General features: G+C 72.2%; 25 protein-coding genes and 3 pseudogenes. 16 read left to right on the top strand and 12 right to left on the bottom strand.

The genetic code is table 11. From position 1 onward, the window contains the following. Positions 1-34: 34 nt before the first annotated feature. From ACIRC0_RS00590 to ACIRC0_RS00580, 3 genes are all read right to left on the bottom strand, one after another. Positions 35-1,432: a PP2C family protein-serine/threonine phosphatase gene (locus ACIRC0_RS00590; RefSeq protein ID WP_403609364.1), complete on the bottom strand. Its 1,398-nt coding sequence runs from the start codon at positions 1,430-1,432 to the stop codon at positions 35-37. A 278-nt stretch (positions 1,433-1,710) separates the two neighbouring features. Further along, on the bottom strand, positions 1,711-2,736 hold the full coding sequence (locus ACIRC0_RS00585) for a Gfo/Idh/MocA family protein (RefSeq protein WP_403609361.1): 1,026 nt from the start codon (positions 2,734-2,736) through the stop codon (positions 1,711-1,713). A 90-nt stretch (positions 2,737-2,826) separates the two neighbouring features. Further along, positions 2,827-3,924, bottom strand: a complete 1,098-nt coding sequence (locus tag ACIRC0_RS00580) for a chemotaxis protein (protein WP_403609359.1) — start codon at positions 3,922-3,924, stop codon at positions 2,827-2,829. 454 nt (positions 3,925-4,378) lie between these two features. On the opposite strand from ACIRC0_RS00580, the pseudogene ACIRC0_RS00575 reads away from it, so the two are divergent. The 4 genes and pseudogenes from ACIRC0_RS00575 (at position 4,379) to ACIRC0_RS00560 (ending at position 8,730) form a co-directional block, all read left to right on the top strand. Beyond that, positions 4,379-5,637 (top strand): annotated as a pseudogene (locus ACIRC0_RS00575) (asparagine synthetase B family protein). Positions 5,638-5,957: 320 nt separating this feature from the next. After that, on the top strand, positions 5,958-6,566 hold the full coding sequence (locus ACIRC0_RS00570) for a chaplin (RefSeq protein ID WP_403609356.1): 609 nt from the start codon (positions 5,958-5,960) through the stop codon (positions 6,564-6,566). Positions 6,567-7,009: 443 nt separating this feature from the next. Continuing rightward, positions 7,010-7,864 carry a GNAT family N-acetyltransferase gene (locus ACIRC0_RS00565; protein WP_403609354.1) on the top strand — a complete coding sequence of 285 codons (855 nt, stop codon included), beginning with the start codon at positions 7,010-7,012 and terminating at the stop codon, positions 7,862-7,864. Between the two features lie 89 nt (positions 7,865-7,953). Further along, entirely contained in the window at positions 7,954-8,730 is a 777-nt protein-coding gene (locus ACIRC0_RS00560) for a GNAT family N-acetyltransferase (RefSeq protein WP_403609351.1), read from the top strand. Positions 8,731-9,123: 393 nt separating this feature from the next. On the opposite strand, the gene ACIRC0_RS00555 is transcribed toward ACIRC0_RS00560, so the two are convergent. After that, complete coding sequence (locus ACIRC0_RS00555) at positions 9,124-9,390, bottom strand: GlsB/YeaQ/YmgE family stress response membrane protein (protein ID WP_403609348.1); 267 nt, start codon at positions 9,388-9,390, stop codon at positions 9,124-9,126. A gap of 281 nt (positions 9,391-9,671) precedes the next feature. Here ACIRC0_RS00555 and ACIRC0_RS00550 point away from each other — a divergent pair, with 281 nt between their 5' ends. After that, positions 9,672-11,132: a hydrolase gene (locus ACIRC0_RS00550; RefSeq protein WP_403609346.1), complete on the top strand. Its 1,461-nt coding sequence runs from the start codon at positions 9,672-9,674 to the stop codon at positions 11,130-11,132. Positions 11,133-11,228: 96 nt separating this feature from the next. Here the strand turns inward: ACIRC0_RS00550 and ACIRC0_RS00545 are convergent. The 6 genes and pseudogenes from ACIRC0_RS00545 to ACIRC0_RS00520 all read right to left on the bottom strand — a co-directional run. Further along, positions 11,229-11,526 (bottom strand): annotated as a pseudogene (locus ACIRC0_RS00545) (ROK family protein); the annotation flags it as partial. 58 nt (positions 11,527-11,584) lie between these two features. Then, positions 11,585-12,115, bottom strand: a complete 531-nt coding sequence (locus tag ACIRC0_RS00540; RefSeq protein ID WP_403609343.1) for a hypothetical protein — start codon at positions 12,113-12,115, stop codon at positions 11,585-11,587. 4 nt (positions 12,116-12,119) lie between these two features. After that, a complete protein-coding gene (locus ACIRC0_RS00535; protein WP_403609341.1) occupies positions 12,120-13,340 on the bottom strand; it encodes an aminoglycoside phosphotransferase family protein in 1,221 nt (406 codons plus the stop codon). A 72-nt stretch (positions 13,341-13,412) separates the two neighbouring features. Then, a complete protein-coding gene (locus ACIRC0_RS00530; protein WP_403609338.1) occupies positions 13,413-13,853 on the bottom strand; it encodes an SPW repeat protein in 441 nt (146 codons plus the stop codon). Positions 13,854-13,978: 125 nt separating this feature from the next. Next, positions 13,979-15,355, bottom strand: coding sequence for a cryptochrome/photolyase family protein (locus ACIRC0_RS00525; RefSeq protein WP_403609335.1), 1,377 nt, complete (start codon positions 15,353-15,355; stop codon positions 13,979-13,981). A gap of 58 nt (positions 15,356-15,413) precedes the next feature. Further along, complete coding sequence (locus tag ACIRC0_RS00520) at positions 15,414-16,943, bottom strand: SDR family oxidoreductase (protein ID WP_403609332.1); 1,530 nt, start codon at positions 16,941-16,943, stop codon at positions 15,414-15,416. A 157-nt stretch (positions 16,944-17,100) separates the two neighbouring features. Here ACIRC0_RS00520 and ACIRC0_RS00515 point away from each other — a divergent pair, with 157 nt between their 5' ends. The 6 genes and pseudogenes from ACIRC0_RS00515 to ACIRC0_RS00490 all read left to right on the top strand — a co-directional run bounded on the left by ACIRC0_RS00515 (position 17,101) and on the right by ACIRC0_RS00490 (position 20,222). After that, complete coding sequence (locus ACIRC0_RS00515; protein ID WP_366024982.1) at positions 17,101-17,289, top strand: hypothetical protein; 189 nt, start codon at positions 17,101-17,103, stop codon at positions 17,287-17,289. Between the two features lie 380 nt (positions 17,290-17,669). Then, positions 17,670-17,753: a putative leader peptide gene (locus ACIRC0_RS00510; protein ID WP_403612606.1), complete on the top strand. Its 84-nt coding sequence runs from the start codon at positions 17,670-17,672 to the stop codon at positions 17,751-17,753. Between the two features lie 252 nt (positions 17,754-18,005). Then, positions 18,006-18,173: pseudogene (locus ACIRC0_RS00505) on the top strand (dimethyl sulfone monooxygenase SfnG); the annotation flags it as partial. Between the two features lie 68 nt (positions 18,174-18,241). Then, on the top strand, positions 18,242-18,796 hold the full coding sequence (gene ssuE / locus ACIRC0_RS00500; RefSeq protein WP_403609329.1) for an NADPH-dependent FMN reductase: 555 nt from the start codon (positions 18,242-18,244) through the stop codon (positions 18,794-18,796). After that, positions 18,793-18,966 carry a hypothetical protein gene (locus ACIRC0_RS00495; protein ID WP_403609327.1) on the top strand — a complete coding sequence of 58 codons (174 nt, stop codon included), beginning with the start codon at positions 18,793-18,795 and terminating at the stop codon, positions 18,964-18,966. Before ssuE ends, ACIRC0_RS00495 begins: the two co-directional genes overlap by 4 nt. Positions 18,967-19,079: 113 nt before the next feature. Further along, the gene (locus ACIRC0_RS00490) at positions 19,080-20,222 is read left to right on the top strand and encodes an LLM class flavin-dependent oxidoreductase (RefSeq protein WP_403609325.1); all 1,143 of its coding nucleotides are present in this window, start codon (positions 19,080-19,082) and stop codon (positions 20,220-20,222) included. Here the strand turns inward: ACIRC0_RS00490 and ACIRC0_RS00485 are convergent. Next, positions 20,199-21,257, bottom strand: a complete 1,059-nt coding sequence (locus ACIRC0_RS00485) for an acyl-CoA dehydrogenase family protein (RefSeq protein WP_403609322.1) — start codon at positions 21,255-21,257, stop codon at positions 20,199-20,201. The genes ACIRC0_RS00490 and ACIRC0_RS00485 overlap by 24 nt on opposite strands. Before the next feature lie 177 nt (positions 21,258-21,434). Between ACIRC0_RS00485 and ACIRC0_RS00480 the strand changes: the two genes are divergently transcribed. From ACIRC0_RS00480 to ACIRC0_RS00470, 3 genes are all read left to right on the top strand, one after another. Then, on the top strand, positions 21,435-22,799 hold the full coding sequence (locus tag ACIRC0_RS00480) for an RICIN domain-containing protein (protein WP_403609319.1): 1,365 nt from the start codon (positions 21,435-21,437) through the stop codon (positions 22,797-22,799). A 42-nt stretch (positions 22,800-22,841) separates the two neighbouring features. Next, positions 22,842-23,747, top strand: coding sequence for an oxidoreductase (locus ACIRC0_RS00475; protein ID WP_403609316.1), 906 nt, complete (start codon positions 22,842-22,844; stop codon positions 23,745-23,747). Positions 23,748-23,834: 87 nt separating this feature from the next. Further along, positions 23,835-24,011, top strand: coding sequence for a hypothetical protein (locus ACIRC0_RS00470; protein ID WP_403609313.1), 177 nt, complete (start codon positions 23,835-23,837; stop codon positions 24,009-24,011). A 93-nt stretch (positions 24,012-24,104) separates the two neighbouring features. Here ACIRC0_RS00470 and ACIRC0_RS00465 read toward each other — a convergent pair whose 3' ends face one another. Then, positions 24,105-24,815 carry a phosphatase PAP2 family protein gene (locus ACIRC0_RS00465; protein ID WP_403609311.1) on the bottom strand — a complete coding sequence of 237 codons (711 nt, stop codon included), beginning with the start codon at positions 24,813-24,815 and terminating at the stop codon, positions 24,105-24,107. 146 nt (positions 24,816-24,961) lie between these two features. Here ACIRC0_RS00465 and ACIRC0_RS00460 point away from each other — a divergent pair, with 146 nt between their 5' ends. Continuing rightward, the gene (locus tag ACIRC0_RS00460; RefSeq protein ID WP_403609309.1) at positions 24,962-25,333 is read left to right on the top strand and encodes a BlaI/MecI/CopY family transcriptional regulator; all 372 of its coding nucleotides are present in this window, start codon (positions 24,962-24,964) and stop codon (positions 25,331-25,333) included. Beyond that, a complete protein-coding gene (locus ACIRC0_RS00455; protein WP_403609307.1) occupies positions 25,330-26,259 on the top strand; it encodes a M48 family metalloprotease in 930 nt (309 codons plus the stop codon). Before ACIRC0_RS00460 ends, ACIRC0_RS00455 begins: the two co-directional genes overlap by 4 nt. The last annotated feature ends 126 nt before the right edge of the window (positions 26,260-26,385 follow it).

Raw genomic sequence — 26,385 nt, 5'->3', positions numbered from 1 at the left:
GCGGAGCCGTCGTCCTGCCCCGCCTCCCTGACCGTCAGGAGACCACCCTGGCGACGAGCACGCAAGCGTCGTCCTCGCGCCCGCTCTCGCCGAACTCCTCCACGACAGTCCGTACGCAGTCCTGGGCCGTGCGGTCTGCGCGGAGGCGCGGAGCCAGGTCGAGCAGCCTCTGCACGGCCTCCGTGCCGGTGTGCCGCGGGACCAGCCCGTGGGTGTACAGGAGCAGCAGGTCGCCTTCCCTAAGGGTCTCCTCGGCCTGCCCATAGGCGGCTTGGGGCCTCGCCCCGAGCAGGACGCCCTCGGGTCCGGCCAGCACGCGCCCCGTCCCGTCGCGGAACAGCAGCGGGGCGGGGTGCCCTGCCTGCGCCCAGCTCAGGGTGCGCGTGGCGGGCCGATAGCGGCAGCACACCGCGCTGCCCAGGGCCGGCTGGTCGGAAGCGTCCAGGAGCTGGTTGAGCCAGCCCAGGAGCCGGCCGGGCGCGGTGCCGGTCATGGCCATGCCCCGGAGGGCACCGATCAGGGTCGCCATGCCGGAGGCGACGGTCATGCCGTGTCCGGTGAGGTCGCCGGCGCCGAGCAGCGTGTCCCCGTCGGGCAGGTCGAACGCGTCGTACCAGTGGCCGCCGATCGGCGCGCTCGTGGACGCGGGAAGATGGCGGGCGGCCAGGTCCAGGGCGCCGGTGCCCTGTCGCGGGAGCCGTAGCGAGCCGCGCCGCTGAGGCAGCACGGCCTCCTGGAGCTCGGCCGCGAGCCGGTGTTCGGTCCGGGCCCGGTGGCGCTGCATCGCGTCGCCGGTCTCGCGCACCGTCCGTTGGCTGCGGCGCAGTTCGCTGACGTCCCGCAGCACGGCCCACATCGAGGCGGTGCTGCCGTCGGCGTCGAGCACCGGCTCGCCCATCATGTGCACCGTGCGGACCTCGCCGTCGGGGCGACGGATCCGGAACTCCCCGTCGATGGGCTTGCCGTCGACCAGGCAGTCCGTCACCATCGCCGTCACCAGCGGCCGGTCCTCGTCGTGCACCAGCGAGGGCAGTTCGTCGAGGGTGAGCGCGGGGGACGAGGGTTCGCGGCCGAGGATCTGGTACAGCTCGCCCGACCAACTCGCCTCGTCGGACAGCAGGTTCCACTCCGCGCTGCCGACCCGGCTGAGCAGGGAGCCGACGGGCGGCGGGGCGGGAGGTCCCGCGGGCACGGGTGGCGGGCCGTCGCGCAACTGTGCCAAGTGGGCGTCCAGGTCGCTGAGTTGGTGCAGTGCGAGGTCGCACAGCGCCCGCTGCCACCGGGTCTCGGGGTCCGTGCCGTCCTCGGGCGCCTCACGCCGTACGGCGTCCACCTCGCCGCGCAGCCGCCGGGTCTGCGAGATGAGCGCGTCGACCGAGTCACGGCCGGGCGGCGGGGGGGCGGGGCGGTCCGCGGAGAGATGGGGTGGCATGACGCGCTCCGATGCGGGGACGGTTCGACCAGGTCCGGCGGAAGGACCGTTACGACTGTGGCACAGCCGACGACGGGGCGTAAGGGATTTGGCAACACCCGATACGGTGGTGCTTCTGGCATATGCCAAAGGCTTGCGGAAGGTGTGGTCGGAGCCGGTGACGGGCCAGTCCGGCCGAGCAAGTCGTAGGCAGCGTACGCCACTTGGCGTTCGCGGGGCAGACGTCAGATCGTGCACGTGTACGGGTGATGAATACGTGTGCGGGTCCGCTGAGGCTGTCAACGGTCATCGCCCCCGTACAGCTCGGGGCGCGGAGCCAGGGTGACCGCCTCCCGGGCGCCGCTCTCCTGCGCCCGCACGCCCGCCTCGGCGACCACGGAGGCCGCATAGCCGTCCCACGCGGAGGGCCCGGTGACCCGCCCCCGCCGGGTGGCGTCGACCCAGGCCTGCACCTCACGGTCGTAGGCGTCGGCGAACCGGACGAGATAGTCCTGCGCGACCTCCTCACGCGCGCCGTCCGCGGTCGTGACGACCATGGAGTGCCCGTCGCCGATGCGGGCGCTGCCGCCCTCGCAGACGGCCTCGCAGCGCACCTGGTAGCCGAAGCCGGTGTTGACGAAGATCTCCACATCGACGAGGGCGCCCCCCGACGTCTCGAACAGTACGAACTGAGGGTCGAGCAGGCCGTCCGGAGCCTTCGGGGACGGCCCGGGGCACAGCACGGTCACCGCGGTCGGCTCCTGGCCCAGCAGCCAGCGGGCCGCGTCGATCTCGTGCGAGACGGAGCTGTTGATCAGCATGGCGGTGGTGAAACCGGGAGGTGAGGAGACGTTGCGGTGCGTGCAGTGCAGCATCAGCGCCCTCCCCAGCCGGCCGCTGTCCAGCAGCGACTTCAGCCGCAGGTACTCCGCGTCGTACCGGCGCATGAACCCCACCTGCGTGAGGCGCCGGCCGAGCCGGGACTCCGCCTCCACCACGCGCAGCGCCCCGGCCGCGTCCGGCACCAGCGGCTTCTCGCACAGCACCGGCAGTCCGCGCGCGAAGGCCGCGAGCAGCGCCTCCTCGTGGGCCGGGCCCGGCGAGGCGATCAGCACGGCCTGGACACCGGGCGCGTCCAGCGCGGCCTCGGGTTCCGCGTGCACCAGAACGCCTTCGACACCGGCCGTGGCCTCGTCGGCGCGGTCCGTCTCGGGATCCGCCACGGCCACCACCCTGGCTCCGCTCACCACGCGGTCCAGCCGGCGTATGTGGTCGGCGCCCATGTGCCCCGCACCCAGTACCGCCACACCCAGCAGATCGCCCATGTGCCCCCGCCCTCCCTGTCCGCGGACCGTCCCCGGCAGGGTAGACCGCGCAGTGGACGGCCCCGGCAGAAGCCTCGGCGGGGGAGCGGATCAGTAGCGGAGCACCCCGGCGATCCCCTGTGCGTCGCCCAGGGCGCCGTCGGGGACGAAGCGGACGTCGGCGCCGGTGTCCAGGCAGCGCTCCACGATCTCGTCCACGATGTCCTCGCGGGCGTCCAGGTCGCCGCTCTCGGCCGGCACCAGGTGGTCGCCGCCGTCGGCGCGGACCGTGACGCGGTAGTTCTCCTCCACCGCCAGAAGCCGGATGCGTCCGTCGGAGGCGTTCTGCCAGACCTCGTCGACACCGGCGGCGAACGCCTTGCGGCCGCGGGCCGACTCCAGCTCACGGCTGACCGTCTCGACGGTCCTGTGCTCCTCGGCGGCGATCACCGGCCGGACGGCCTGCCACACGGCGTCGGGGGTGCCGTGGGCGAGACCGCCGTGGCGGACGTGGACCGCGTCCTTGGTGACGGTGCCGAGCTCGTCCAGAACGGAGAGCGCGGCCTGCTCGCCGGCGACGTAGAGGGGGCGCGGATACCGGCGCAGGATCCTGCTCATCGCGGTGTCGGCCTCGCGCAGGAAGCGGCGGGTCGTCTCGTCGCGGGACGTGCTCGGCATGTCGCCGATCTGCATCTGGCGCTCGGCGTCGAAGTTCTCCCGGCTCCGGGTGAGCGGGAAGCCGCCGACGCGCTCCTCCACGACGTGGCCTGCACCGCCGTTCCACAGCGTCACCCGGTCGGCCGAGACCGTGAGCACCCAGAACGGCCGCTCGGCGACCTGCGCGGCCACCAGGTTGCGGGTCAGGAAGGTGTCCGAGAGCACCACACGCTCGGGCACCGTACGGGCCAGCGACCACACCTGGTGCTCGCCCGGTGCGGCGAAGATGACCAGGCCGTCCTCGGCGTGTCCGAGGTCGACCTCGGCGAGTGCCTGGTCGAGCTGGTCCGCGACGTCGATACGGCGTTCCCTGGGGACCGCCGGATCGGCCTCGAGTTGCTTCTTGGCGTCGGCCAGCGCGTTGCGCAGCCGTACCCGGTCCTCCGCGTGCTCGGTCGCGCGGCGGTGCGTCGGCGTCAGCACCGACACCGCGGGGTAGGGCCGTGGCCGGCGCAGTTCCGCGAGAGTCGTGGGACTGAGGGCATGCTCCATATCAGCACCTTAGGACCGATTCGCTTGTCGGGCATTCGGGGCAACTGTGGGCAAAGTGATTACTGTGGCATCCGGCTGGGCGGCAGCGCCGTCCCGCGAGCCGGCGGCCCCCGAGAGGAACCGGAAGGTTGGGAAACTCTTTGCCCGTGGCCGAGACCTGACGGCCGCGTCCCTCGATCAGGCCCCTCGGCGCGTACACGAGACGTAAAACCCGGCCGAAACAGTGGGGAGGGGGAGCCCGGTCGAGGTGCGGACGCGTTGACCGCCTGCCGCGGCATGACACACGCTCGACATATAGCTGCTTAATACAACTGGTTTGTCGGGGCGAACCTCGATCCTTGCGAAGCCGCAGGTGAACGCGGTGTCCCCGGCGATCGGACGCGGGAGGCAACGCATGTGCGGCATCACCGGGTGGGTTTCCTGCGACCGTGATCCGCGGACCTAGACCGCCACATTGGATGCGATGACGCGGACCATGGCCTGCCGCGGTCCCGACGACAGCGGCACCTGGATCGGCGGTGCCGCCGCCCTCGGCCACCGCAGGCTCGCGATCATCGACCTGCCCGGCGGACGCCAGCCGATGACCGCCGAGACCCCGGAGGGCACCGTCGCGCTCGTGTACTCGGGGGAGACCTACAGCTTCACCGAGCTGCGCCGTGAACTGACCGCCCTGGGCCACCGCTTCACCACCGACTCGGACACCGAGGTCGTGCTGCGCGCCTACCGCGAGTGGGGCGACGCGCTCGCCGAGCGTCTCAACGGCATGTACGCCTTCGCCCTCTGGGACGGCCGCCGCGGCACACTCGTGATGATCCGCGACCGCATGGGCATCAAGCCCATCTACTACCACCCGACCCCCGACGGCGTCCTCTTCGGCTCCGAACCCAAGGCGATCCTCGCCAACCCGCTGGCCTCCGCCCGGGTCCGCCTCGACGGGCTGCGGGAGCTGCTCGCACTGGTCAGGACGCCCGGGCATGCCATCTGGGACGGTATGCGCGAGGTGGAGCCCGGCACCGTCGTCACCGTCGACCGGCGGGGCGTGCACCGGCGCGTCTACTGGCAGTTGGAGACCCGGCCGCACACCGACGACCGCGACACCACCACTGGGGCGAGGACGCCGACGTCCTGCGCCCCGACCTCACCGAGACCCTGGACCTCAGGGCGTACATCGCCGACGGTTACCGCACGGCCGTCGCGGACATCGCGCGCCTGGAGGGCGAGAGCGACTTCGAGTACCGGATGCGGCAGATCTGCCACCTGCACCTGACCCGCTTCGTACGGGTCCTGCTCGACCGCAAGGACCGTACGAGCATGGCGGTCGGCCTGGAGGTGCGGGTGCCGTTCTGCGACCACCGGCTGGTCGAGTACGTCTACAACACGCCCTGGGCGCTGAAGTCCTTCGACGGACGCGAGAAGAGCCTGCTGCGGGAGGCGGCCGCGGACCTGATCCCGAAGTCCGTGTACGACAGGGTCAAGAGCCCCTACCCCTCCACTCAGGACCCCAAGTACGCCCTCGCCCTCCAGGAACACGCCAAGGACCTCCCCGCCCGCCCCTCCCACCCCGTCTTCGACCTGGTCGACCGCGAACGGCTGCGGCGGGCCGCCCGCCGCGACACCCCGCAGATCACCCAGGCCTCGCGCCACGGCCTGGAACGGGCCCTGGACCTGGCCCTCTGGCTGGACCTCTACACCCCGGAGCTCTCCCTCACCTGAGCCCGGCTCAGCCGGGCGGCTCAGGGCCGCAGGAGCCGCCGTTCGGCGGCAGGTCCCCGTACGGCTCCGGCGGCGACCCTGTGATCACCACAGGCGGGCCCTGCGGAGCGCGTCTCCGGACAGGCGGAACGGGGGGCCTGCCGTACCCTGCGCCGCCCGCGACGGCCTTCCCGCCGGTTCGACGACCGTGCCACTCGATGGGGTGAAAGGCAGATAAGCCATAACTCGGATGGTTCGTCTGCGTTTTATGGGGTGCGGGCGAGTGCTCGCGACCATGTCTGGAAGGCAGGGAACCTATGAATCGGGTTACCCGGAATGGTTTGATCGCCGTGGCCGCCGCCTCGGGGGCGATGGCCGTGGCGCTGCCGGCGCACGCGGACTCCGCGGCGGACGGCACCGCGGCGGGTTCGCCCGGGCTGATCTCCGGCAGCACCCTCCAGGTCCCGGTGCACGTGCCGGTCAATGTGTGCGGCAACACCGTGGACGTCGTGGGGCTGCTGAACCCGGCGGCGGGAAACGCCTGCGAGAACCGGGGCGCGGGCCGGTCCGTCCCCGGGCAGGGAGCGGTGTCCGGGGGCGGCGCCACCGCGCACACCGGCGGAAAGGATTCCTCGGGCGTGCTCGCGGGCAACGGCCTGCAACTCCCGGTCGACATCCCCGTGAACGTCACCGGCAACTCGGTCAGCGTGGCCGGGGCCGGCAACGCGTCGGTGGGCAACACCTCCACGAACACCTCGAGCACGGCCCGCCCCGCCGCACCGCCGAAGGCGCACACCCCCGTACGGACGGCGCCCCCGGTGCAGCAGGCCGGGGTCACCCTCGCCCACACGGGCGCGGACGTGACCCTGCCCGCGCTGGCGGGAAGCGGGGCCCTGCTGCTCGGCGGGACGCTGCTGTACCGGCGCTTCCGGTCGTCAGCGACCCGCTAGCGCCCCCACGGGCGGCGTTCGCCCCGTCGCGAGGACCGGCCAAGAGCACGCACCGGACACCGCTGTTTGACGCGCGAACACTGCCTGCCGGGTCATCACCGACCCGAGCACCGGCGGAACGCCCCGCCGCACCGACCGGCGGCGGGGCTTCGGCACCGTCGGTGTCAGCCTGGGCTGGCTGCGACCGGGTCGTCCCGAAGACGGCGTACCGCACGCCGTCGCGCCAGCGTCCGCCATGGAACACGACGCTGCGGTGGACACCCTCACGGGTGAACCCGGCCTTCCCGGCCTTCTGTTCCAACACCCTTACGTGTACGGGGAATTGGCCGGGGCAGGGACCAGCGGGCCTACGGTGGCGCACGTCCCCGGCATCGGGAAGGATGCTCGCGGCGCGGCCGGTCCCTCCGCCGCGCCCGACACCCCCCATGGAAGGGAGCGCGACGATGACCTCTGCGGGTCCCGATGACCTGGTCGTCACCCGGGCCACGCTCGACGACTGGCCGGTGATCAGCGGCTGGGCCGCGGACGAGGGCTGGAACCCCGGTCTGTCCGACGGCGCCGCCTTCTTCGCCCAGGACCCCGAGGGCTTCTTCATCGGCCGTCTCGGCGGCGAGCCCGTCTCGGCGGTGTCCGTCGTCACCTACGGCGCCGACTACGCCTTCCTGGGCTGCTACCTCGTACGGCCGGACCTGCGCGGTCGCGGCCTGGGGCTGACCACCTGGAAGACGGGGCTGGCCCACGCCGGCGACCGTACGGTCGGCCTCGACGGCGTGGTCGCCCAGCAGGACAACTACCGCCGCTCCGGTTTCGAACTGGCCCACCGCACCGTACGGTTCACCGGAGCCGCCCCCGCCGCGGAGCCCGTGCCCGGGGTGCGCCCGGCCCAGAAGGCCGACTTCGACGCCATCGCGGCGTACGACAGCGCCTGCTGCCCCGCCGACCGCCCCGGCTTCCTGAAGCGCTGGCTCACCACCCCCGGCCACCGGGTCCTCGTCCGTCCCGGCGACGGCCGCCTCACCGGTTACGCGGTGATCCGGCCCGCCCGCGACGCGCTGCGCATCGGCCCCCTGTTCGCCGACAGCCCCGAGGACGCCGAGGCCCTCTTCGCCGCGCTGGCCGCCGAAGCCGCCGGACGCGAGATCGCCGTCGACGTGCCCGAACCGAACGCGGCGGCCGTCGCCCTCGCCGAACGCGCGGGACTCACCCCGTCGTTCGAAACAGCGCGCATGTACACGGGACCGGTCAGATCCTTCGCCGAGGAGCGCGTGTACGGGGTGACCACCCTGGAGCTCGGCTAGTTCGCCCCGCGCCGGTGCAAGGGGGCCGAACGCGCAGTGGTCACGATGTATTACGGTTCCAGCACATGCCCCGGACGTTGGAGTGAGCCATGGATCACGCTGCCGTACTGGCCCTGTACGACCGGGACATGCGGGAGGGCGCGCGGCCCGACGAGCCCGGTGCCCGTATCGAGCGGGACGCGGCGGTGGTCCGCCAGACGGGCTCGCCGCACGGCTGGAACGGGGTCGTCTGGTCGGACCTGGACGAGACCACGGCGGACACGGCGATCGCCGAGCAGATCGCGTACTTCACCGGGCTCGGCCGCGAGTTCGAGTGGAAGTTGTACGGGCACGACCTCCCGGTGGATCTGGGCAAGCGGCTGCGGGCGGCGGGGTTCACCCCCGAGCCCGAGGAGACACTGATGGTCGCGGAGGTGGCCGACCTGACCCTCGACGTCGAGGTGCCCGACGGCATTCTGATCGTGCCGGTCACCGATCCGGCGGGCGTCGACCTCGTGGCGGACGTCCACGAGAAGGCTTTCGGCACGGACGGCACCCGGCTGCGCCGCCGGCTTCTCGCCGGGCTCGCCGGTGACCGGGACAACGTCGTCGCCGTGGTGGCCCTCGCGGGCGACGAACCGGTGAGCTCGGCCCGTCTGGAACTGGTCCCCGGCACCCGCTTCGCGGGGCTGTGGGGCGGCGGCACCGTCCCCCACTGGCGCGGCCGAGGCATCTACCGGGCCCTGGTCGCCCACCGCGCCGAGGTCGCGGCCTCCCGCGGCTACCGCTACATCCAGGTCGACGCGACCGACCAGAGCCGTCCGATCCTGACCCGCCTCGGCTTCGAACCCCTGACCACCACGACGCCCTACGTGCACAAGCCCTAGCCGGCGTGGGGAGCCGTTGACGGGGCGCCCCCTGGCCTCGAGCACCGCACGGGCGCCGTCCAGGGTGTCGGGCGGGGCGGTGCAACCCGGCACGGGCGTGCCCTCGATCAGCAGACAGCGGTGCGGCTGCGCGATCGCCCAGTCCCGGACGGCCGCCGCGAGCGCGCGCAGGCGGGCCTGCGGCCGCCTTCGAGCGCAGCTTCGGCGTCACCCCCACACCGCTCGCGAAGACGCTGGACGCCACGCTCGCCCGGTACGGGGAATGGCCGGCGACCCGGTGGTCACACGCGACGGGGCCGATCGGGCGTGACACCGGCCCGATCGGCCCCGTTGATGATGCGGCTCGGCGTCCAGGGTGCGTACCCCGGGACGAACCGTTCAGCGATGGACCGCTCAGCGATGAGCCGTCTTCGCCCGGTCCAGCGCCGCGATGCCGAGCGCCGCCAGAGCGATCTGGATGAGCCACTCGATCCAGTCCACTCCCTTGGTGTCGGCCACGCCGACCGCGGCGGCGATCCCGGCGCCGATGAGAGCTGCCACGATGCCGACGACGATCGTCCACAGGATGCCGATGTGCTGGCGCCCGGGGACGACGAGCCGCCCCAGGACGCCGATGATGAGCCCGATGACGATGGCACTGATGATGCCCGAGATCTCCATCTCCGCCCCTCTTTGTGAAGCGTCTGTCGTACGACGTGTGCCCGCTCTGCGTGGTAACACTCCTGTTCGCTTCAATCGCGGGTCAATGGAGAGTCAATCCTCGGCCTGTCGGGAGGGCGTTCTCATGGCCAGACCCTGTCCTGCCATGTACCGTTCAACAGTCCGTCGTACGGGCGGCGTATGAAGGAACTCTACGCGCGCAGACCCGCGGCGGAATCTCTACGCGCGCAGACTGGCACCCGCACCGCTCCTCTCCCCAACTCCCCATGGAGGTTCGCCGGATGCTCGGACTCACCAGGCCCCGCCACAGACTCGCCACGGTCCTCACCGTGTGCGGCCTGCTCGCCACGGGGGCCGCCGTCCAGGCCACCACGGCCGCGACCGAGGCCCACGCGGCCACCCCGCACCGCGTCCTGTTCGACAACGCGCACGCGGAGACCGCAGGCAACGCCGACTGGATCGTCTCCACCAGCCAACCCGACCCACTCGGCCAGGACTCCACGCCGTCCGCCGAGACGGACTGGACCGGAGCCCTCTCCTCCTGGGGCGTCGCCCTGCAGAAGACCGGCAATTACAGCCTCAAGACCCTGCCGTCGGGCTCCAGCCTCAGCTACGGCGGCTCCTCCGCGCTGGACCTGAAGAACTTCGACACGCTCGTCCTGCCCGAACCGAACACCCTCTTCACCACCGCCGAGAAGACGGCGATCATGAACTTCGTCAAGAACGGCGGCGGACTGTTCATGATCTCCGACCACACCGGCGCCGACCGCAACAACGACGGCTACGACGCGGTCGAGATCCTCAACGACCTGATGACCAACAACAGCGTCGACTCCACCGACCCGTTCGGCTTCTCCATCGACTCGCTGAACATCACCTCCGGCTACCCGGCCGCGATCAGCGACAGCACCGACCCGGTGCTGCACGGCTCCTTCGGCACCGTCACCAAGAGCCTCATCGCCAACGGCACCACCGCCACGCTCAAGCCGTCCGACAACTCCTCCGTCAAGGGTCTGCTCTACCGCAGCGGCTACTCGGGCAACACCGGCGCCTTCTTCCTGACGTCCGCCTTCGGCAGCGGCCGTGTCGCCTTCTGGGGCGACAGCTCACCCATCGACGACGGCACCGGCCAGTCCGGCAACACGCTGTACGACGGCTGGAACGACTCCGGCGCCACCAACGCCGCCCTGGCCCTGAACGCCACCGAATGGCTCTCCGGAGCGAGCGGCAGCAGCGGCGGCGGAACCGGCGGCGGAGGCTCGACCTCCTGCACCGCCGCCCAGCTCCTCGGCAACAACGGCTTCGAGTCCGGCAGCACCACCTGGACCACGAGCAGCGGCGTCATCACCAACTCCAGCAGCGAGTCGCCCCGTACGGGCTCGTACTACGCCTGGCTGGACGGCTACGGCTCCGCGCACACCGACACCCTCTCGCAGACGGTGACCATCCCGTCCGCCTGCACCTCCGCCACCCTGAGCTTCTACCTGCACATCGACACGGCGGAGACCACCACCAGTACGGCGTACGACACGCTCAAGGTCCAGCTCCTGAACAGTTCCGGCACGGTCCTGAGCACCCTGGCGACGTACTCCAACCTCAACGCCGCCGGCGGCTACACCCAGCGCAGCTTCAACCTGGCGAGCTACGCCGGACAGACCGTCACCCTCAAGTTCACCGGCACCGAGGGCTCCAGCCTGCAGACGTCGTTCGTCCTCGACGACACGGCGCTCAACGTGAGCTGAGCCGCACGGGGGTGGGCCTCTCCCAAGGGCCCACCCCCTTGTGCTGCGGCGGGGTGCCGCCGACCGGCCGGAGTCGGTCAGGAGGTGGCGGACCTGCGCTCGAACGCCACGTCCCGGGCCGTGCCGGGCGCCGTCGCCGGCGCGCCGAGCAGCACCGCGTCCCCCCAGCGTCTGGGGCCTGTGCCGTCCCGGCCACGGCAGGAAACCGATCTCCCCGGCTCCGCCGTGCGCGCCCGTGAACAGCCGGCCCTCGCTGACGAGCCCCATGCCGAGCCCGGTCCCGATGAGGATGTACGCGGATGTACGCGAACAGGCGGCCGCCCGCGCCGACGCCGTACGTGTACTCGCCGAGCGCCGCCAGGTCGGCGTCGTTGTGCAGCTCCAACGGCCGACCGGTTCCCCCGGGTGGCAGGATCCCCCCGGTCGCAGGTCACCTCCACGCGACGGCGGAGTCACACCCAGCCGGTGGCGGCCAGCACCTCGCGCGCGATGTCGACGACCTCACGCCCGTCGGTCGCCACCCGCACGGTGTCGACGGGCGCCCGCGCGTCCAGCAGCCGCGCCTTGTACGTGCTGGCGCGCAGCTCCCGTTCCAGCTCCGACCCGAGTTCACGGCCCTTCAGCCGGAGGGCGATCGTGTCGTCGGCCGCGGTCAGCAGCACGCGGACGAGCCGGGCCTGCGGGCCCATCGCCCGCCGGAACATGCCCGCGGACTCGTCGAGCACGCTGACGGTGTTCGTGTAGACGAGCCGCCGATGGCCGAGTGAGGCATAGTTCCGCCACACGGCGGTGAGGTTGCGTTCGGTGATCTCGGCGCGGTGGGGATCACCGTCCGGCGCCGGGTGCACCTGCCCCATGAAGTCGCCGTCGATCACGGCGTGTGCGACTCCGGCGGCCCGCAGCCGTGCCGAGACCTCCCAGCCGACCGTCGTCTTGCCGACACCGGCGCGTCCACCGATGAGCAGCGCTTCCGCGTGATCCATCGCCTCAGTCCCCGGCTCCCGCGAAGAACGGGCTCGGATGTCGCAGGGTGTGCACCGCCCTGCGGATCACCGTCACCGGATCACCCTCGTGGTAGGGCCGCTCCGAGGCCTCGATACCGTCGAGGAACTCCTGATAGCGGATGGCATGCATGAGATGGCCGAGCGGCTCGGCGAGACGGAGGGCGCGGGACGGGGCGCTTCCCGGCGCGTGCGCCGCCCAGGCGGCGGTCCAGGCCCGGGCCGCCGCAGGCCGGGCCGCCTCGGGGAGGTGGTCGATGGCGCGCAGGCCGTCCACCACCGGGTTGCCCCAGTAGGCGTCCGCGAAGTCCAGTACGACCGGACGGCCGCCGTCCCTGCGCCAGTTGCCCGGATGGAAGTCGCCGTGCACCACCGTGTCGGGCAGACCGCAGTCCTCCAGCTGCCGCCAGCGAGCCGCCAAGTCCCGCACGGCCTGCCTCTCCTCACCATCCAGCTCCGCCCCGACCGGCCCGTCGAGCAGCGCCTGCCCCCGGGCCGCGAGCACCGGGATGCGCCAGTCCCGCAGCGCGGCGGGGCGGCTGCGCGCGAGCGCGGCCTGGGCCGCCACGAACCGTTGCATCACCGCCGTCACCGTATCGGCGGACGCCCCCCAGCAGTCCCTGCCGGGCACGTGTTCCATCAGCATCCGCCGCTCGCCCCGGCCGACCACCGCCGGCGCCAGCCCCGCGTCCACCCGCGCGAACAGGTCGGCGACGGCCGCCTCGTCGGCGGCGAAGCGCGGCGTCGCCTTGAGCCAGACGGGTCCGGACGCGGTGGGCAGCCGGAACAACCCCGCCAGATTCCAGGTCCGCCGCTGCTCCACGCGGCCGATGACGGGGCGTCCCGCCGCCTGGAGCGTACGGACGCCCCAGTCGAGCAGTTCCCGCAGTCCGTCCGCACGCGCCCACGGCATTCGGAGTGCCACGTCCCCCGCCAGCATCCCTTCGGGAGCGGCCCGTTGACCGAGCAACCCGGACGCCGGGCGCTCCCACGCCTCCACGTGGTAGGTCGCGTGGCCGTCCCGTCCGCCTTCACCGCCGTCCACCGTCAGCAGCCGCAGCACCATCACCGGGACCCCGAGCACCTCCTCCAGCCGCCCGACGACCTGCTCGACCTCCGACCACCAGGGAACGTCCACGGGAAACGGTCCCGTGACACCGAGGACGTCCTCGCCGGACGTCACCCACGCACTGACGGTTCGACCCATCGCGCCAGTGTGCGGCTCGCGAGGGGACCCGGGCGAACGGTCCGCGGCTGCGGACCGGCCGACAGGTTCCCCTTACGGGCGAGGTGGGCTCTTCGCCGCCGCGCCCGCGCAGAGGACACCCAGCACCACGGCGAGTGCGCCGACGACGATGCTGTTGACCACGACTCCGGTGTCCGGGCCGGTGCCGACGATCCACGGCGAGATGATCATCCATGTGCCCATCGCGCACATGGCCCAGCTCAGGCCGTACATCCTCTCCGGCATGATGGTGAATCCGAGGGCCAGCAGGCCGAACGCGATCCCCATGATGAGGTTGTGCGTCACAAGCGGCGGCTGGCTCGTCGTGTAGTGGAGTATCCACGGGGATGCGGCGCAGTACAGACCGAGCAGGAACACCGGTCCGTCCACGAGCGCCACATCGCGACCACCGAGCATGCGGGCGTAGCGGGTCCGCATTTCTGAGACGTCGGGGTGGGTCGCCATGTCCCCTCTGCTGTGTGAGACGTCAGCCATGACTGGTCTCTCCTTCGACTGTGCACGGCCTGACCGCATCCGGGGTGGAATGCGGGGGAGAGCCGCGTACGCTCATTGTGCTCTTATCTTTTCTTTATGTGTAGGGCTCGGACGGTATGGGCATTTCAGCCCAGTCCGCGGGCCCGTCTGAAGCGGGCCAGGCCGTCGGACAGGTCGACGATCGGATCCGGGTAGGCGCCGCACACGGCCCGTTCCCGGCCCTGCAGCCGCCATGGCTCATGCACCGCCGGCCCGTGGAGCCCGGCGAGTTCGGGGACCCAGCGGCGCACGTACGCGCCGTCAGGGTCGTGCCGCCTGGCCTGGACGAGGGGGTTCAGGACCCGGTTGGGCCGGGTGTCGGTGCCCGTTCCGGCCATCCACTGCCAGTTCAGCTGGTTGCTGGCGACGTCGCCGTCGACCAGCAGCCGCAGGAAGTGGCGCGCTCCCACGCGCCAGTCCACGTACAGGGTCTTGGTGAGGAAGCTCGCGGCCAGCAGCCGGGCCCGGCCCGGCATCCACCCCTCGTGCCGCAGCTGCCGCATCGCCGCGTCGATCGCCGGATAACCCGTACGGCCCTCCTGCCAGGCCTCGACGTCCGCGCGCGCCGCGCCCTCGGACCGCCAGCGGTCCCCTCGCGTGCGGTAGTCGGCGGTGGCCGCGTCAGGCCGCGCGGCGAGCACCTGACGGTGGAAGTCCCGCCACGCCAGCTGTCGTACGAAGGCCTCGGCGCCCGGGCCGCCCGCCTGCCGCACCCGGTGGACGACCTCGACGGGGGAGAGCGTGCCGAAGTGCAGATGCGGTGACAGACGCGAGGTGGCGTCGCCCGCCAGATCGTCCTGCCGGTCCCCGTAAGCGGCGAGGCCGCCGCGCAGCCACGCGGTGAGCCGCTTCCTGCCCTCCGTCTCGCCACCGGCGGGCAGCCCTTCCGAGACCGCCGCAGGACCTTCGCGTGTGGGCAGTTCCTCCGATCCGGCGGTGTCCGGCACCCGCACGGCACGCGGCGCGCCCGACGTGTCGCGCAGCCGCTGCCCGGCCCACCGCCGGAAGTACGGGGTGAAGACGGCGAAGTGGTCGGAGGCGACCGGGGTCACCGTTCCCGGCGGCACGACCGTGTTGACGGTGTCGTGCACCCACAGCCGGCGCCCCAGGGCCTCCAGCTCCCGCCGCAGCCGCGCCTCGCGTCGCTGCGCGTAGGCGCTGACGTCCGCCGCCAGGTGGACCTCGGCGGCGTCCACCTCGGTGACCATCCGGCACACCTCGTCGACCACGTCCCCGGACCGGACGACGAGACGCCCGCCCCGGGCGCGCAGCCCCGCGTCGAGGTCGTGCAGGCAGTCAGCGAGAAACGCCATCCGGTTGGGAACGGCGAATCCGGCGGCCGCGACCCCCCGGTCGCGCACGAAGAGCGGCACCACCTGTCCGGGGCGGGTCAGGGCGGCCCGCAGCGGCGGGTGGTCGTGCAGACGCAGGTCGGAGGTGAACAGGACGATGGAGACGTGCATGACGTGAACTCCGGGGGAGAGAGGGCCGGCCGCGGTCCGCTCCCCGTCGGCGCGGACATCACGGGGTGGGCCGGGGCTCGGCCGGACCGGTGCGCGGCGCCCTGGCGGCGGCCCGCGCGATGTTGCGCGCCATGCCTCCGAACACCAAGGCGTGGAAGGGGGAGACCCCCCACCAGTACGCGTGACCGAGCAGCCCGTGCGGATGGAACAGGGCCCGCTGGCGATACCGGGTCCGCCCGTTCTCGTCCTGTTCGGCGTACAGCTCCAGCCAGGCGAGGCCCGGCAGCCGCATCTCGGCCCGCAGGCGCAGCAGGTGCCCGGGTTCGATCTCCTCCACCCGCCAGAAGTCCAGCGAGTCCCCGACCCGCAACCGCTGCGCGTCGCGTCGTCCCCGGCGCAGCCCGACGCCTCCGACCAGCCGGTCGAGCCAGCCCCGTGCCGCCCAGGCCAGAGGGAAGGAATACCAGCCGTTCTCGCCGCCGATGCCCTCGACGACTCGCCACAGGTCCTCGCGCGAGGCGTCGACGACGAGTTCGCGGACGTCCGTGTAGAGGCTGCCGCCCGCCCAGTCGGGATCGGTCGGCAGCGGGTCGCTCGGCGCCCCGGGCGGCGAGGCGGACGACCAGCGGGTCGTGACCTGGGCGTCGCGCACGCGCTGCAGGGCGAGCCGGACCGCCTCGTCGAAACCGATCGGACCTGACGCGGGGGCGGGCACGTACCTCTCGATGTCGCGGTCGCGGCAGACGACCTCATGGCGCAGCGACTCGGTGAGCGGCCGTGCGATCGACGGGGGAACGGGAGTCACCAGGCCGATCCAGAGACTCGAAAGGCGCGGGGTGAGGACCGGGACGGAGATGATGCCCCGGCGCGGAAGGCCCGCGACAGCCGCGTACCTGACCATCATGTCCCGGTACGTCAGCACCTCCGGCCCTCCGATGTCGAACACGCGGCTGATGTCGTACGGCATCGTCGCGCTGCCGACCAGGAACCGCAGCACGTCCCGTACCGCGATCGGCTGGATCCGGGTGCGAACCCAGCGCGGGGTGACCATGACGGGCAGGCGCTCGGTGAGATAGCGCAGCATCTCGAAGGAGGCCGAGCCCGAGCCGATGATGACGGCGGCCCGCAGTACCGTGGTCGGAACGCCGGAGCCCAGCAGGATGCGGCCGACCTCGGCGCGCGACCGCAGATGGGGGGACAGCTCATGCTCGGGCACGTCCGCCGGGGTGAGACCGCCCAGATAGACGATGCGCCGCACACCCGCGGCACGGGCCTGCTCCCCGAAGATCCGCGCAGCCGTGCGGTCCGTCTCCTCGAAGTTGCGGCCCGTGCCCAGTGCGTGCACCAGGTAGTACGCGACGTCCATGCCGCGCAGCGCGTCGGCGACGGACCGGGCCCGCGTCACGTCTCCGGCCACCACCTCGACCTCGGCCGCCCAGGGGTGGCCGCTCACCTTCTCCGGGGAACGGGCCAGACAGCGCACCTGGTGCCCCGCGGTCAGTAGTTCCGGGACGAGCCGGCCGCCGATGTATCCCGTGGCGCCGGTCACCAGGCAGCGCAGCCCCGGCCCGGCACGGCCTCCGTTCATCCGCCTGGCTCCCTCGCGTCGAAGTCCTCTCAGCGATCACTTCCACAGAACGAGTGCTTCCGGATGCGGCGAAGGGATGTTTTCCGCGAGAGAGACATATCGGCGTCCCTTCCGGGCAGGCGATAGGCAGGAAGTTGTCGGTTCGAGTCGATGATCGATGCTGGAGGTGTCGACCCCCATGGGCGCGAAGGTGCTGGAGCGGTTTCCTGCGGGGGCTCCGCGCGGATCGTGGCCGGCGGAGGAGTACGCGGCGGAGCGCCGCGCCGAGGGTGAGCCCGCCAAAGTGGTCATGGACCTGAAGTCGGACGCGTTCCTCGTGGTGGTCCCGGCCCGCGACGACGACTGAGAGGGGCGGTGGTGTGAGCGTCCCGACGCCCACCGCCCCCTGGAACCGGCGGCGCGGACCGACTCCGGGCGCCCCGGCCGAGATGCCGGTCCCGGTGGCAACCTGCCACTGCGGGCCACCGCTGGAGCCCGTCAAGTCAGCCACCGCGCCGCCGAGTTCCCGTCAAGTCGGCCCCGGGGAACGTGTCCTGACGCATGGCCGGCGAGGCCGCGACACATTCCCGTCGTTCCCTTTCGTACACCGCCGCGCGGAGTGCGGACCACCGCGGAAGTCGTTCAAGGGTTTCCCCGTCACACCGTCGTGAAATTGAAGGGTCCGCGATGCGAGAACGGTCGGGATTTCCTTGACTGCCCCAACCGGCGGCTGCCACGATCGACGACATGCACATGCGACTGGACCTCACGCGGCGACGCCACGTCGACCTCGCGCGCGTCTCCAGCGCCTCCTGTTGCCCCACGGCGTGATCCCCGCTCCTGCCGGATCCGCCGTCACTTCCTTTTCCAGCACGCCCCCTGTCGCCACGCGACGGGTGTGCGCGGTGCTTTCCTGACACCGACTCGATTCTGTGGGCCTTTTCGCGCCCGCGGATCCGGTGTGTTCCGCGTATTCCGCGAACCATCCGCAACAGGAGTTCCCGCATGTCCGCAGCACCCCTGAAATACGCCTACTGGGCCCCCAACGCCGTGGGGGTCCCCACGGCCGGAGGCCGGGGGAGCATCGTCGCCTGCAAGAGGCCCGGCGTCGACCTCTTCCTGCTCGGCTTCCCGCACTTCCAGGAGGAGGCCGAGTGCTGCGGTACACGCGTGCTGCCCCTCGTCCGGGAGCTGAAGGCCCAACTCCCGCACAGCGGGCCGAAGCCAGCCTCCGTGGCCGTCCCCGCCTGACCGCCGCCCGCCGTCCATCGACGGGCGCCTCCCACGCGCAGGCGCCCCTCCCTCCCGAAAGAGGACCCATGGCCACCGTCCTGTCCGTCTCCGGCAGTCCCTCCGCCGCCTCCCGCACCAACCGGTTGCTGCGCCATCTGGACCAGCGGCTGACCGCGCAGGGCCACGACGTGATCCCGCTCGACATCCGTACCGTTCCCGCAGAGGCCCTGCTCGGCGCCGACTTCCGCCACCCCGCCATCGTCGAGGCGACCGAGCTGTTCGCCCGCGCCGACGGGGTCGTCGTCGGCACCCCCGTCTACAAGGCCTCCTACTCCGGTGTCCTGAAGGCGCTGCTCGACCTGCTCCCGCAGTACGCGCTCACCGGCAAGACCGTGCTCCCGCTGGCCACCGGCGGCTCCACCGCCCACGTGCTGGCCATCGACTACGCCCTGCGCCCGGTCCTCAATTCCATGGGAGCCGCCCACATAGTGCAGGGCTGGTTCACCCTCGACAAGGACATCACCGTGCACGAGGACGGCTCGCTGGCCATCGCGCCGGCCGCCACCGAGGCGCTCCTGCAGGTGGTCGACCAGTTCTCGGCGGCCCTCGGAAGCACCCCTGTCCTGGCAGCGGCGGGATGACCCCCGTCCATCTGATCGCCGACGACGCCGAGGCCCTCGCCGTCGTGGCCACCCCGGCCGACGAGTTGAGGGCCGGGGCAAATCCTCACCCGACTGGAGCCCTGCTCGGCGGCTCGTACGGCCTCAGCGGCGAGAAGCGCTACTCCACCGGTGCCCTGTTCGCCGACTGATCCCGGTACTGGCCAGTGCCGAAACCGCCGGCACATCGGCCGGACGTGCGGAACGGCACGAGGCCGCCGCACGACGACCTACTCCCACGGACACCCGCTGAACGGAGACCCCCGTGTCCCTCACCTTCCACTGGTTCCTGCCCACCAACGGCGACAGCCGCCATGTGGTCGGCGGCGGCCACGGCACCGCGGCGACCGCCTCCGGGCGGGACCGGCCGCCGACGGTCGCCTACCTCACCCAGATCGCCCGCGCCGCCGAGGACCTCGGTTTCGTCGGAGCGCTCACCCCGACCGGTGCCTGGTGCGAGGACGCGTGGCTGACCACCGCGATGGTCAGCCAGAACACCGAGCGCCTGAAGTTCCTGGTCGCCTTCCGCCCCGGCTCCGTCTCGCCGACCCTCGCCGCGCAGATGGCCTCCACCTTCCAGCGGCAGACGGGCGGACGGCTCCTCCTCAACGTCGTCACCGGCGGCGAGAGCCACGAGCAGCGCGCCTACGGCGACTTCCTGGACAAGGACGCGCGGTACCGGCGTACCGGTGAGTTCCTGCAGATCGTACGGGAGTTGTGGGAAGGCAAGACCGTCGACCTGCACGGCGAGCACCTCCGGGTCGAGGACGCCGAGCTGGCCCGGGTGCCCGACCCGGTCCCCGAGGTGTACTTCGGCGGGTCGTCGCCCGTCGCGGGGGAGATCGCGGCCCGGCACGCCGACGTCTACCTCACGTGGGGCGAGCCGCCGGCCCAGGTCGCCGAGAAGGTCTCGTGGATCAGGTCGCTCGCCGCGAAGGAGGGCCGGACCCTGCGGTTCGGCATCCGGCTGCACGTGATCACCCGCGACACCTCCGGGCAGGCATGGGCCGAGGCCGACCGGCTGCTCGACGGTTTCGACCCCGAGACCGTGGCGTCCGTCCAGGCCGGGCTCGCCCGCAGCGAGTCCGAGGGGCAGCGGCGGATGCTCGCGCTGCACGGCGGAAGCAGGGACGGTCTGGAGATCCACCCCAACCTGTGGGCGGGGATCGGCCTGGTGCGCGGCGGCGCGGGCACGGCGCTGGTCGGCAGCCACCACGAGGTCGCCGAGCGGATCAAGGAGTACGCGGCGCTGGGCATCGAGGAGTTCGTGCTGTCCGGGTATCCGCATCTGGAGGAGGCGTACTGGTTCGGGGAGGGGGTGCTGCCGAGGCTGGCGGCGCAAGGGCTGTGGCGGCATCCGTCCCGGGCGCGGGACGCCCTCGCGTCACAGGTCCCCTTCGCGAGCTGAACCCAGGGCCGCCAGGTGGTCGAGGTGCGCCCGGCGCGACTGGGCCGTCTGGCCCTGCACCAGCAGGAACATCGCCTCACGGGCGAGCCGTTGGGCCGTGTTCGTCAGCATCATCGCGCGGCCCCCTCCGGCCACCACCGCCGCCGTGGTGGCCGTGCGCAGCACCTCGTACGCCTCGGTCCTGAGCGCCAGCCGCTCCTGAAGGCGTTCGTGCGGGGCCGCCTGGTCGGCCAGGGCGTAGGCGCGGCCCCTTACCTCGCCGAGTCGGGCCCGCAGGGGCGCTGCGGTGTCGTCGTCCAGCAGACCGAGCGCCGCGCGGGCCACACCGAACACCGCCGGTGAGGTGTTCACCGTCTTCGGCCGGTCGGCGGCCGCCCACCGCTCGTACGGCGTCCGCAGCGCCACCGCCTCCTCCGGCAGCCACAGCCCGTCCAGCTCCAGCGTGACCGTGCGCGCGGCGGTGAGCGCCGCCAGCCGCAGCGGCGCCGACGCCCGCAGCCCCGGCTGGTCGCGCGCCTCGGTGAAGGCGAACAGCGCCTCGCCGGCGTCGGTCACCCCGGCGAGCAGCATCACGTCGTTCAGGCCCCACCCGGTGTACCAGGGCACGGTCCCGTCGAACCGCCGGCCGCCCCGCTCCCGCGTGACCCGCACCGGGACGCGCGGATACGACCGCAGATGGGCGTACGCCACCCCCGACAGCAGCTCCCCGCGCGCCAGCGGGCCGAGCAGCCGCTCCCGCACGGGCAGTTCGCTCTGCGCCAGCGTCAGCACCGGTGTGTGGTGCTGGGTCTGCACGAACCACGTCGAGCAGCACGCCCCCGCCAGGATCTCGGCGGTCTCCCGGGCCACCGCGGGGGGCGCGCCCGAGCCTCCGTACTCCACCGGGGCGCTCACCCCGAGCAACCCCGACCGTTTGACGGCCTCGATGTGGCTCACGGGCACGCCCTCCTGGTCGACACGCTCCGCCTGCGGTGCCAGGAGGTCGGCGGCGAGCTGTCGCGCACGGGCGACGAGAGGGTGCGCTGTGGTGGCCATGAGGAAGATTCTCCGATGCGCGCGAGCCGGGTTCGCACAGGACGCCGCACAGCGCCGCCGAGTCATGCGGGACATGTCCTCGGATTCACCGCGTGGACGTCTCCCCTCCTGACGTCCGGCCACCTGTCGTGGTGTCATGCACCTGACGATTCTGATCCTCGACCGAAGGGTCATCTCATGCGAACCCCCCACGCCCTGCTCGCCGCGGCCACCGTGCTGGCCGCCGCGACCGTGGCTTCTCCGTCCCACGCGGCCGCCGCGCTTCCCGCCGTCGGCACCTACTACGTCCAGAGCGTGACGACCGGGCTCAACGCGGCCGACCACGGGGGAGCCGTCGAACAGCACAGCCCCAAGGGCAACGAGGACCACCAGCAGTGGAACCTCAGAGCGAGCGGATCCTCCTACGTCCTCGAAAGCGCCGACACCGCGGGCAGGTGCCTCGGCCGCTCCGGCGACCAGGCCCGCACCGTCGCCTGCTCGAGCGCCGACGCGGCCTGGGACATCACACAGGCCGGAGGCGACCAGTACACACTCAAGGCGCCCGGAACCGACCGCTACCTGACCGTGGCCGCCAAAGCCTCCGGTGCCAACTACCCCGCACAGCTGGCCATCGGCTCCGCGAGCGGCCCCGCCTCCTGGTACCTCACCCCGGTCACCTCGCCCACCAACCCCATGCCGTCCGCCGACCGGCGCACCCTCGACCAGGTCACCTTCCTCACCGCGCACAACGCCTATGCCAACGGCGTCGACGGCGGTTTCGCCCCGCCCTTCGTCAACCTCGTACCCAACCAGGCGCGCGGGATCAACCAGCAACTCGCCGACGGCGTACGCGGCTTCATGCTGGACATCCACCAGACCCCCGACGGCGCGATCCTCTGCCACAACAGCTGCACCCTGGTCAGCAGTCCGGTCGCGCTGTGGGTGGACGTCCAGCGGATGGTGGACTTCCTCAAGGCCCACCCCGATCAGTTCATCACCGTCTTCCTCGAGGACTACGTCGACCCGGGCGTCCTGCGCGGTGAACTGGCGCGGGTGAGCGGCCTGTCCGACGTGCTCTACCGGCCCGACCGGACCGGGGTGAAGCAGAACGGCTGGCCGAAGATGGCCGATCTGATCGCCGCCGACCACCGACTGCTGATCTTCACCGACCACAGCCGCTCCTCCGACGAGGCAGCCGGGCTCACCCGTGACAGCTTCGGCGTGATGTACCAGAAGGACTGGACCGTCGAGAACTACTGGTCCATGGGCTCGGGCCTCGGCTCCTCAGACTGGTCCTGCTACAGCCGCTGGTACGACGCGAACACGAACATCCCGCTGACCCGCACCGAACCGGGCTTCCGCCCGCTGTTCGTCATGAACCACTTCCGTGACGCGACCATCACGTCCACGGCGCGCACGGACAACACCAAGCTCACCGACCGCGCCCAGCGGTTCTGCCAGCCGGCCGCCCGCAAGAAGCCCAACTACCTGGCCGTGGACCGCTACGACCTCGGCGACCCGGCCTCCGCCGTGAGCACCCTGAACACGTACACGTATCCCTGAAAGGCGTGCGCCGGAGCCCCGGGATATGTGCATGATCCACCCATGACCTCACAGACGATCACCGCGGACGCCGCGGGCACCTGGAAACTCGGCGACCTGCCCGTCCACCGCATCGGCTTCGGCGCGATGCGGCTGACGGGCAGTGCCGCCTTCCACCTCGGGACGCCGAGCGACCGCGAGCAGTCGATCGCCGTGCTGCGCCGGGCGGTCGAACTCGGTGTCAACCACATCGACACGGCCGCCTTCTATTTCTCGTCGCTGCGCTCCGCGAACGAGATCATCAACAGCGCGCTGGCGCCGTATGCGGACGACCTGGTCATCGCCGCGAAGGTCGGGCCCTACCGAGATTACTCGGGGGAGTGGGGCACCTCCGCCCGGCCCGACCAGCTGCGCGGCCATGTCGAGGAGAACTTGCGGCAGTTGGGCCGTGACCACCTGGACGTGGTCAACCTCCGCCGCATGCGCCAGGAATCCATCGCCGAGCACTTCGGCGCGCTCGCCGAACTGCGCGGGGCCGGGCTGATCCGGCACCTCGGCATCTCCAACGTCAAGGCCCGCCACCTCGCGGAGGCCCAGGCGATCGCGCCGGTGGTGTGCGTGCAGAACCAGTACGGGCTCCACCGGCCGGATCCGGAAGCAGACGAACTTCTGCGGATCTGCGGCGAAAAGGGCATCGCCTTCGTGCCGTTCTTCGCCATCGCGGGCAAGGGCGCCGAACACGGGCCGTCCGGGGACGAGGCGGACGAGGTCGACGCGATCGCGCGGGCCCACGGCGCCACCCCCGCCCAGGTCCGCCTGGCGTGGACGCTCCAGCAGGGCCCGCACGTGCTGGCCATCCCGGGCACCGGCAACCCGGACCACCTGGTGGAGAACGTGGCGGCGGGCGCGCTGCGCCTGACCGCTGAGGAGATGGCGCGTCTCGACGCGCTGCACCGGGAGGGAGAGTGAACGTCGGTCCTGCGCCTCATGGTTCGGCTCATCGGGCACGGCAGCGGCCCTGGTGACAGGAGAGCGACGGCACCGCATGCTGAGTTCATGCCAGAGCACCAGCACTCATTCGACGGGAAGAACCGGGACCTGACCATCGGAGATCTCAAGGAGTTCGTCGAGACCGCCGGCAAGTGCGGGGCGGCCGACAAGCGCATGGTGTACGTGGAGACCTCGGGCCGCAAGATCCGGAAGATCTGGATCGACCTCGCCTCCCCCAACTGATCGGCGCGCATCCCGCCCCGGCCGTCATCGGCCGGGGCACCGCGTCGGCGTGAGGGAGCGGGAGGCGGCGAAGTGCCGCGCGCCTTCCCGCCTTCAGGACGCCGAGGACCGCACCGGCTCCGCGGCGCCGGCGAACGTCCGCGGAGTCAGTCGGGCGGCGGCGTACGTGCACAGGCTCAGCCAGCACACGGCGAGCAGCCAGCCGCCCAGGACGTCGGAGAACCAGTGCACCCCCAGATACACACGGGTCAGGCCGACCGAGACGCCCCAGGTGAGCACGATGGCCACGAGGCCGGCTCTGCCGCGCGGGGCACGGACGAGGATCGCGAGCGCCAGCAGCCCTGCGGTGAGCGCGGCCGTCGTCGTATGGCCCGAGGGGAACGACCAGCCCGAGGCGTGCGTGACCCAGTCCGCGCGCTCCGGGCGCGGGCGCGCGGCCAGCGACATCACCCCGTACCGCACGGTCTGGCCCACGGCCAGACAGGCGACGCAGGCAGCGGCGGCGAGAGCGCCGCGGCGCGCCGTGCGGCCCGTCACGACACCTGCCACGGTGGCCAGGAGGTAGGGAACGAATCCGGTTCCCGTGCAGGTCACCGCGCGCGCCGCGGCAACCGCGACGGGCGGACGGTGGGCGAGCGACCAGTGCAGCAGGTCCGTGTCGCCGAACAGCGGGGCGCCGCCGCGCCCGGTCACGGTCAGCGCCAGCAGCACGAACGCCGCGAGGGCGCCGAGCGCCGTGGAACCGGCGAGGTCGGCCGTGTCCGCCCGCCTCACGACCGCGGCCCGGGTGCGGGGGCCGGGCACGGCGGTGCGGTGCGCGGTACGGCGCCCATGGGAGTGAGCCCCTTTCATAATGGACGTGCGGATCCGGCCCGGCCGGACCCGCGAAGACTACACTTCTGTAGACGGTCTACAGGAATGTAGACGAAAACCGGGGTGAGGAAGGTTCCATGGCCGAAGCGAAGGACGAGCGCCGTCCGGCGGGCGAGTTGGAAGCGAGCGTCATGGCCGCCCTGTGGGCCGCGGACGCCCCCCGGACGCCGGGCCAGGTGCAGCAGAGCCTCGGCACCGGCCTCGCCCGCACGACGGTCACGACGATCCTGTCCCGGCTGCACGAGAAGGGCATCGTCGACCGCCGCCGCCAGGGCCGCGGCTACGCCTACTTCCCCGTCCAGGACGCCCACGGGCTCACCGCCCGGCGCATGCACACCGAACTGGACCGGGACAGCGACCGGCACACCGTGCTGGCCCGCTTCGTCGCCCAGCTCAGCGAAGACGACGAGCGCATCCTGCGGGATCTGCTGGAATCCGGTGAGCAGTGACCTTCCTGCTGCTCCTCCCGCTCGCACTGCCGTTCGTGATGCCCCCGCTGGCGCGGCGCGCCCTGGAACGGCTCGCACCCCAGGCCGCGCTGTGGGTGGTGACCTGCTGCACGGCCGTCCTCGCGTGCTGCTCCCTGACCGCGCTCGGCGCGTTCGTGCTCACCGGGTTGCTGAAGCTGCCGCTGTTCGCCGCGCTCGGTGACCTGGTTCGCCCGCTGCGCGCCGGATCGGACCTGTTCGTCGTGCCGGCGGCGGCGTTCTCGGTCGGCGGGCTCGCCGTGTGCCTGTGGACCCTGTGCCGTACCGTGCTGCGGCAGGCCCGGGCGTTCCGCGCCGCCACCAGTGAGGCGGACCGCCGAACCGCCGCGGGCGACCTGTGCGTGATCGACTCCCCGCGCCCGGACGCGTACGCGCTGCCCGGGCGGCCGCACCGCATCGTCGTCACCACCGGGATGCTGCGCAGCCTCAGCCCCGACGAGCGCGAGGCACTCTTCGCGCATGAGCGGGCCCACAACGCGGCCGGGCACCACTACTTCCTCGCGGTCGCCGAACTGGCCGCGCTGTGCCACCCCGGGCTGCGGTCCGTGGCGCCGGTCATCCGGCTCGCGGTCGAGCGCGCCGCCGACGAGGCCGCCGCCGTCGTGGTCGGCGACCGGCGGCTGACCGCCCGGGCGATCGGGCGCGCCGCCCTCGCCACCCGCACCACCCCCGGCGAACGGCCCGCCTTCCTGCCCGCCGCGACCGGCGGACCCGTGCCCCAACGGGTCGCCGCCCTCCTGGCCGCCCCGCGCGCCCCGCACCGGGCCGCGCGCTCGATCGCCGCCCTCCTCGTGGCCTGCGCCGCCGTTTCCGCCTGCGCGTCGGCGACCGGCGTCATCGGCTTCCACCACGAGGTCGAGGTCGCCCAGGGCGAAGAGGCGCACTGAAACCGCACCACCACTGAGTCCGACCGGGGGTGGCGCAGCCCACACCGGCGCGCTCGACGGTATGCCGTAGGCTACGTGTTACGTATAACGCCGCATACGCTGCCCCGTGCTCCTGCGCCGCACCCG

This window comes from Streptomyces sp. NPDC093984, assembly GCF_044764595.1.
Lineage (GTDB): Bacteria > Actinomycetota > Actinomycetes > Streptomycetales > Streptomycetaceae > Streptomyces > Streptomyces cynarae.
Note: the sequence above shows the minus strand (reverse complement) of the source record. Positions and strands in the feature narration are given on the sequence as shown.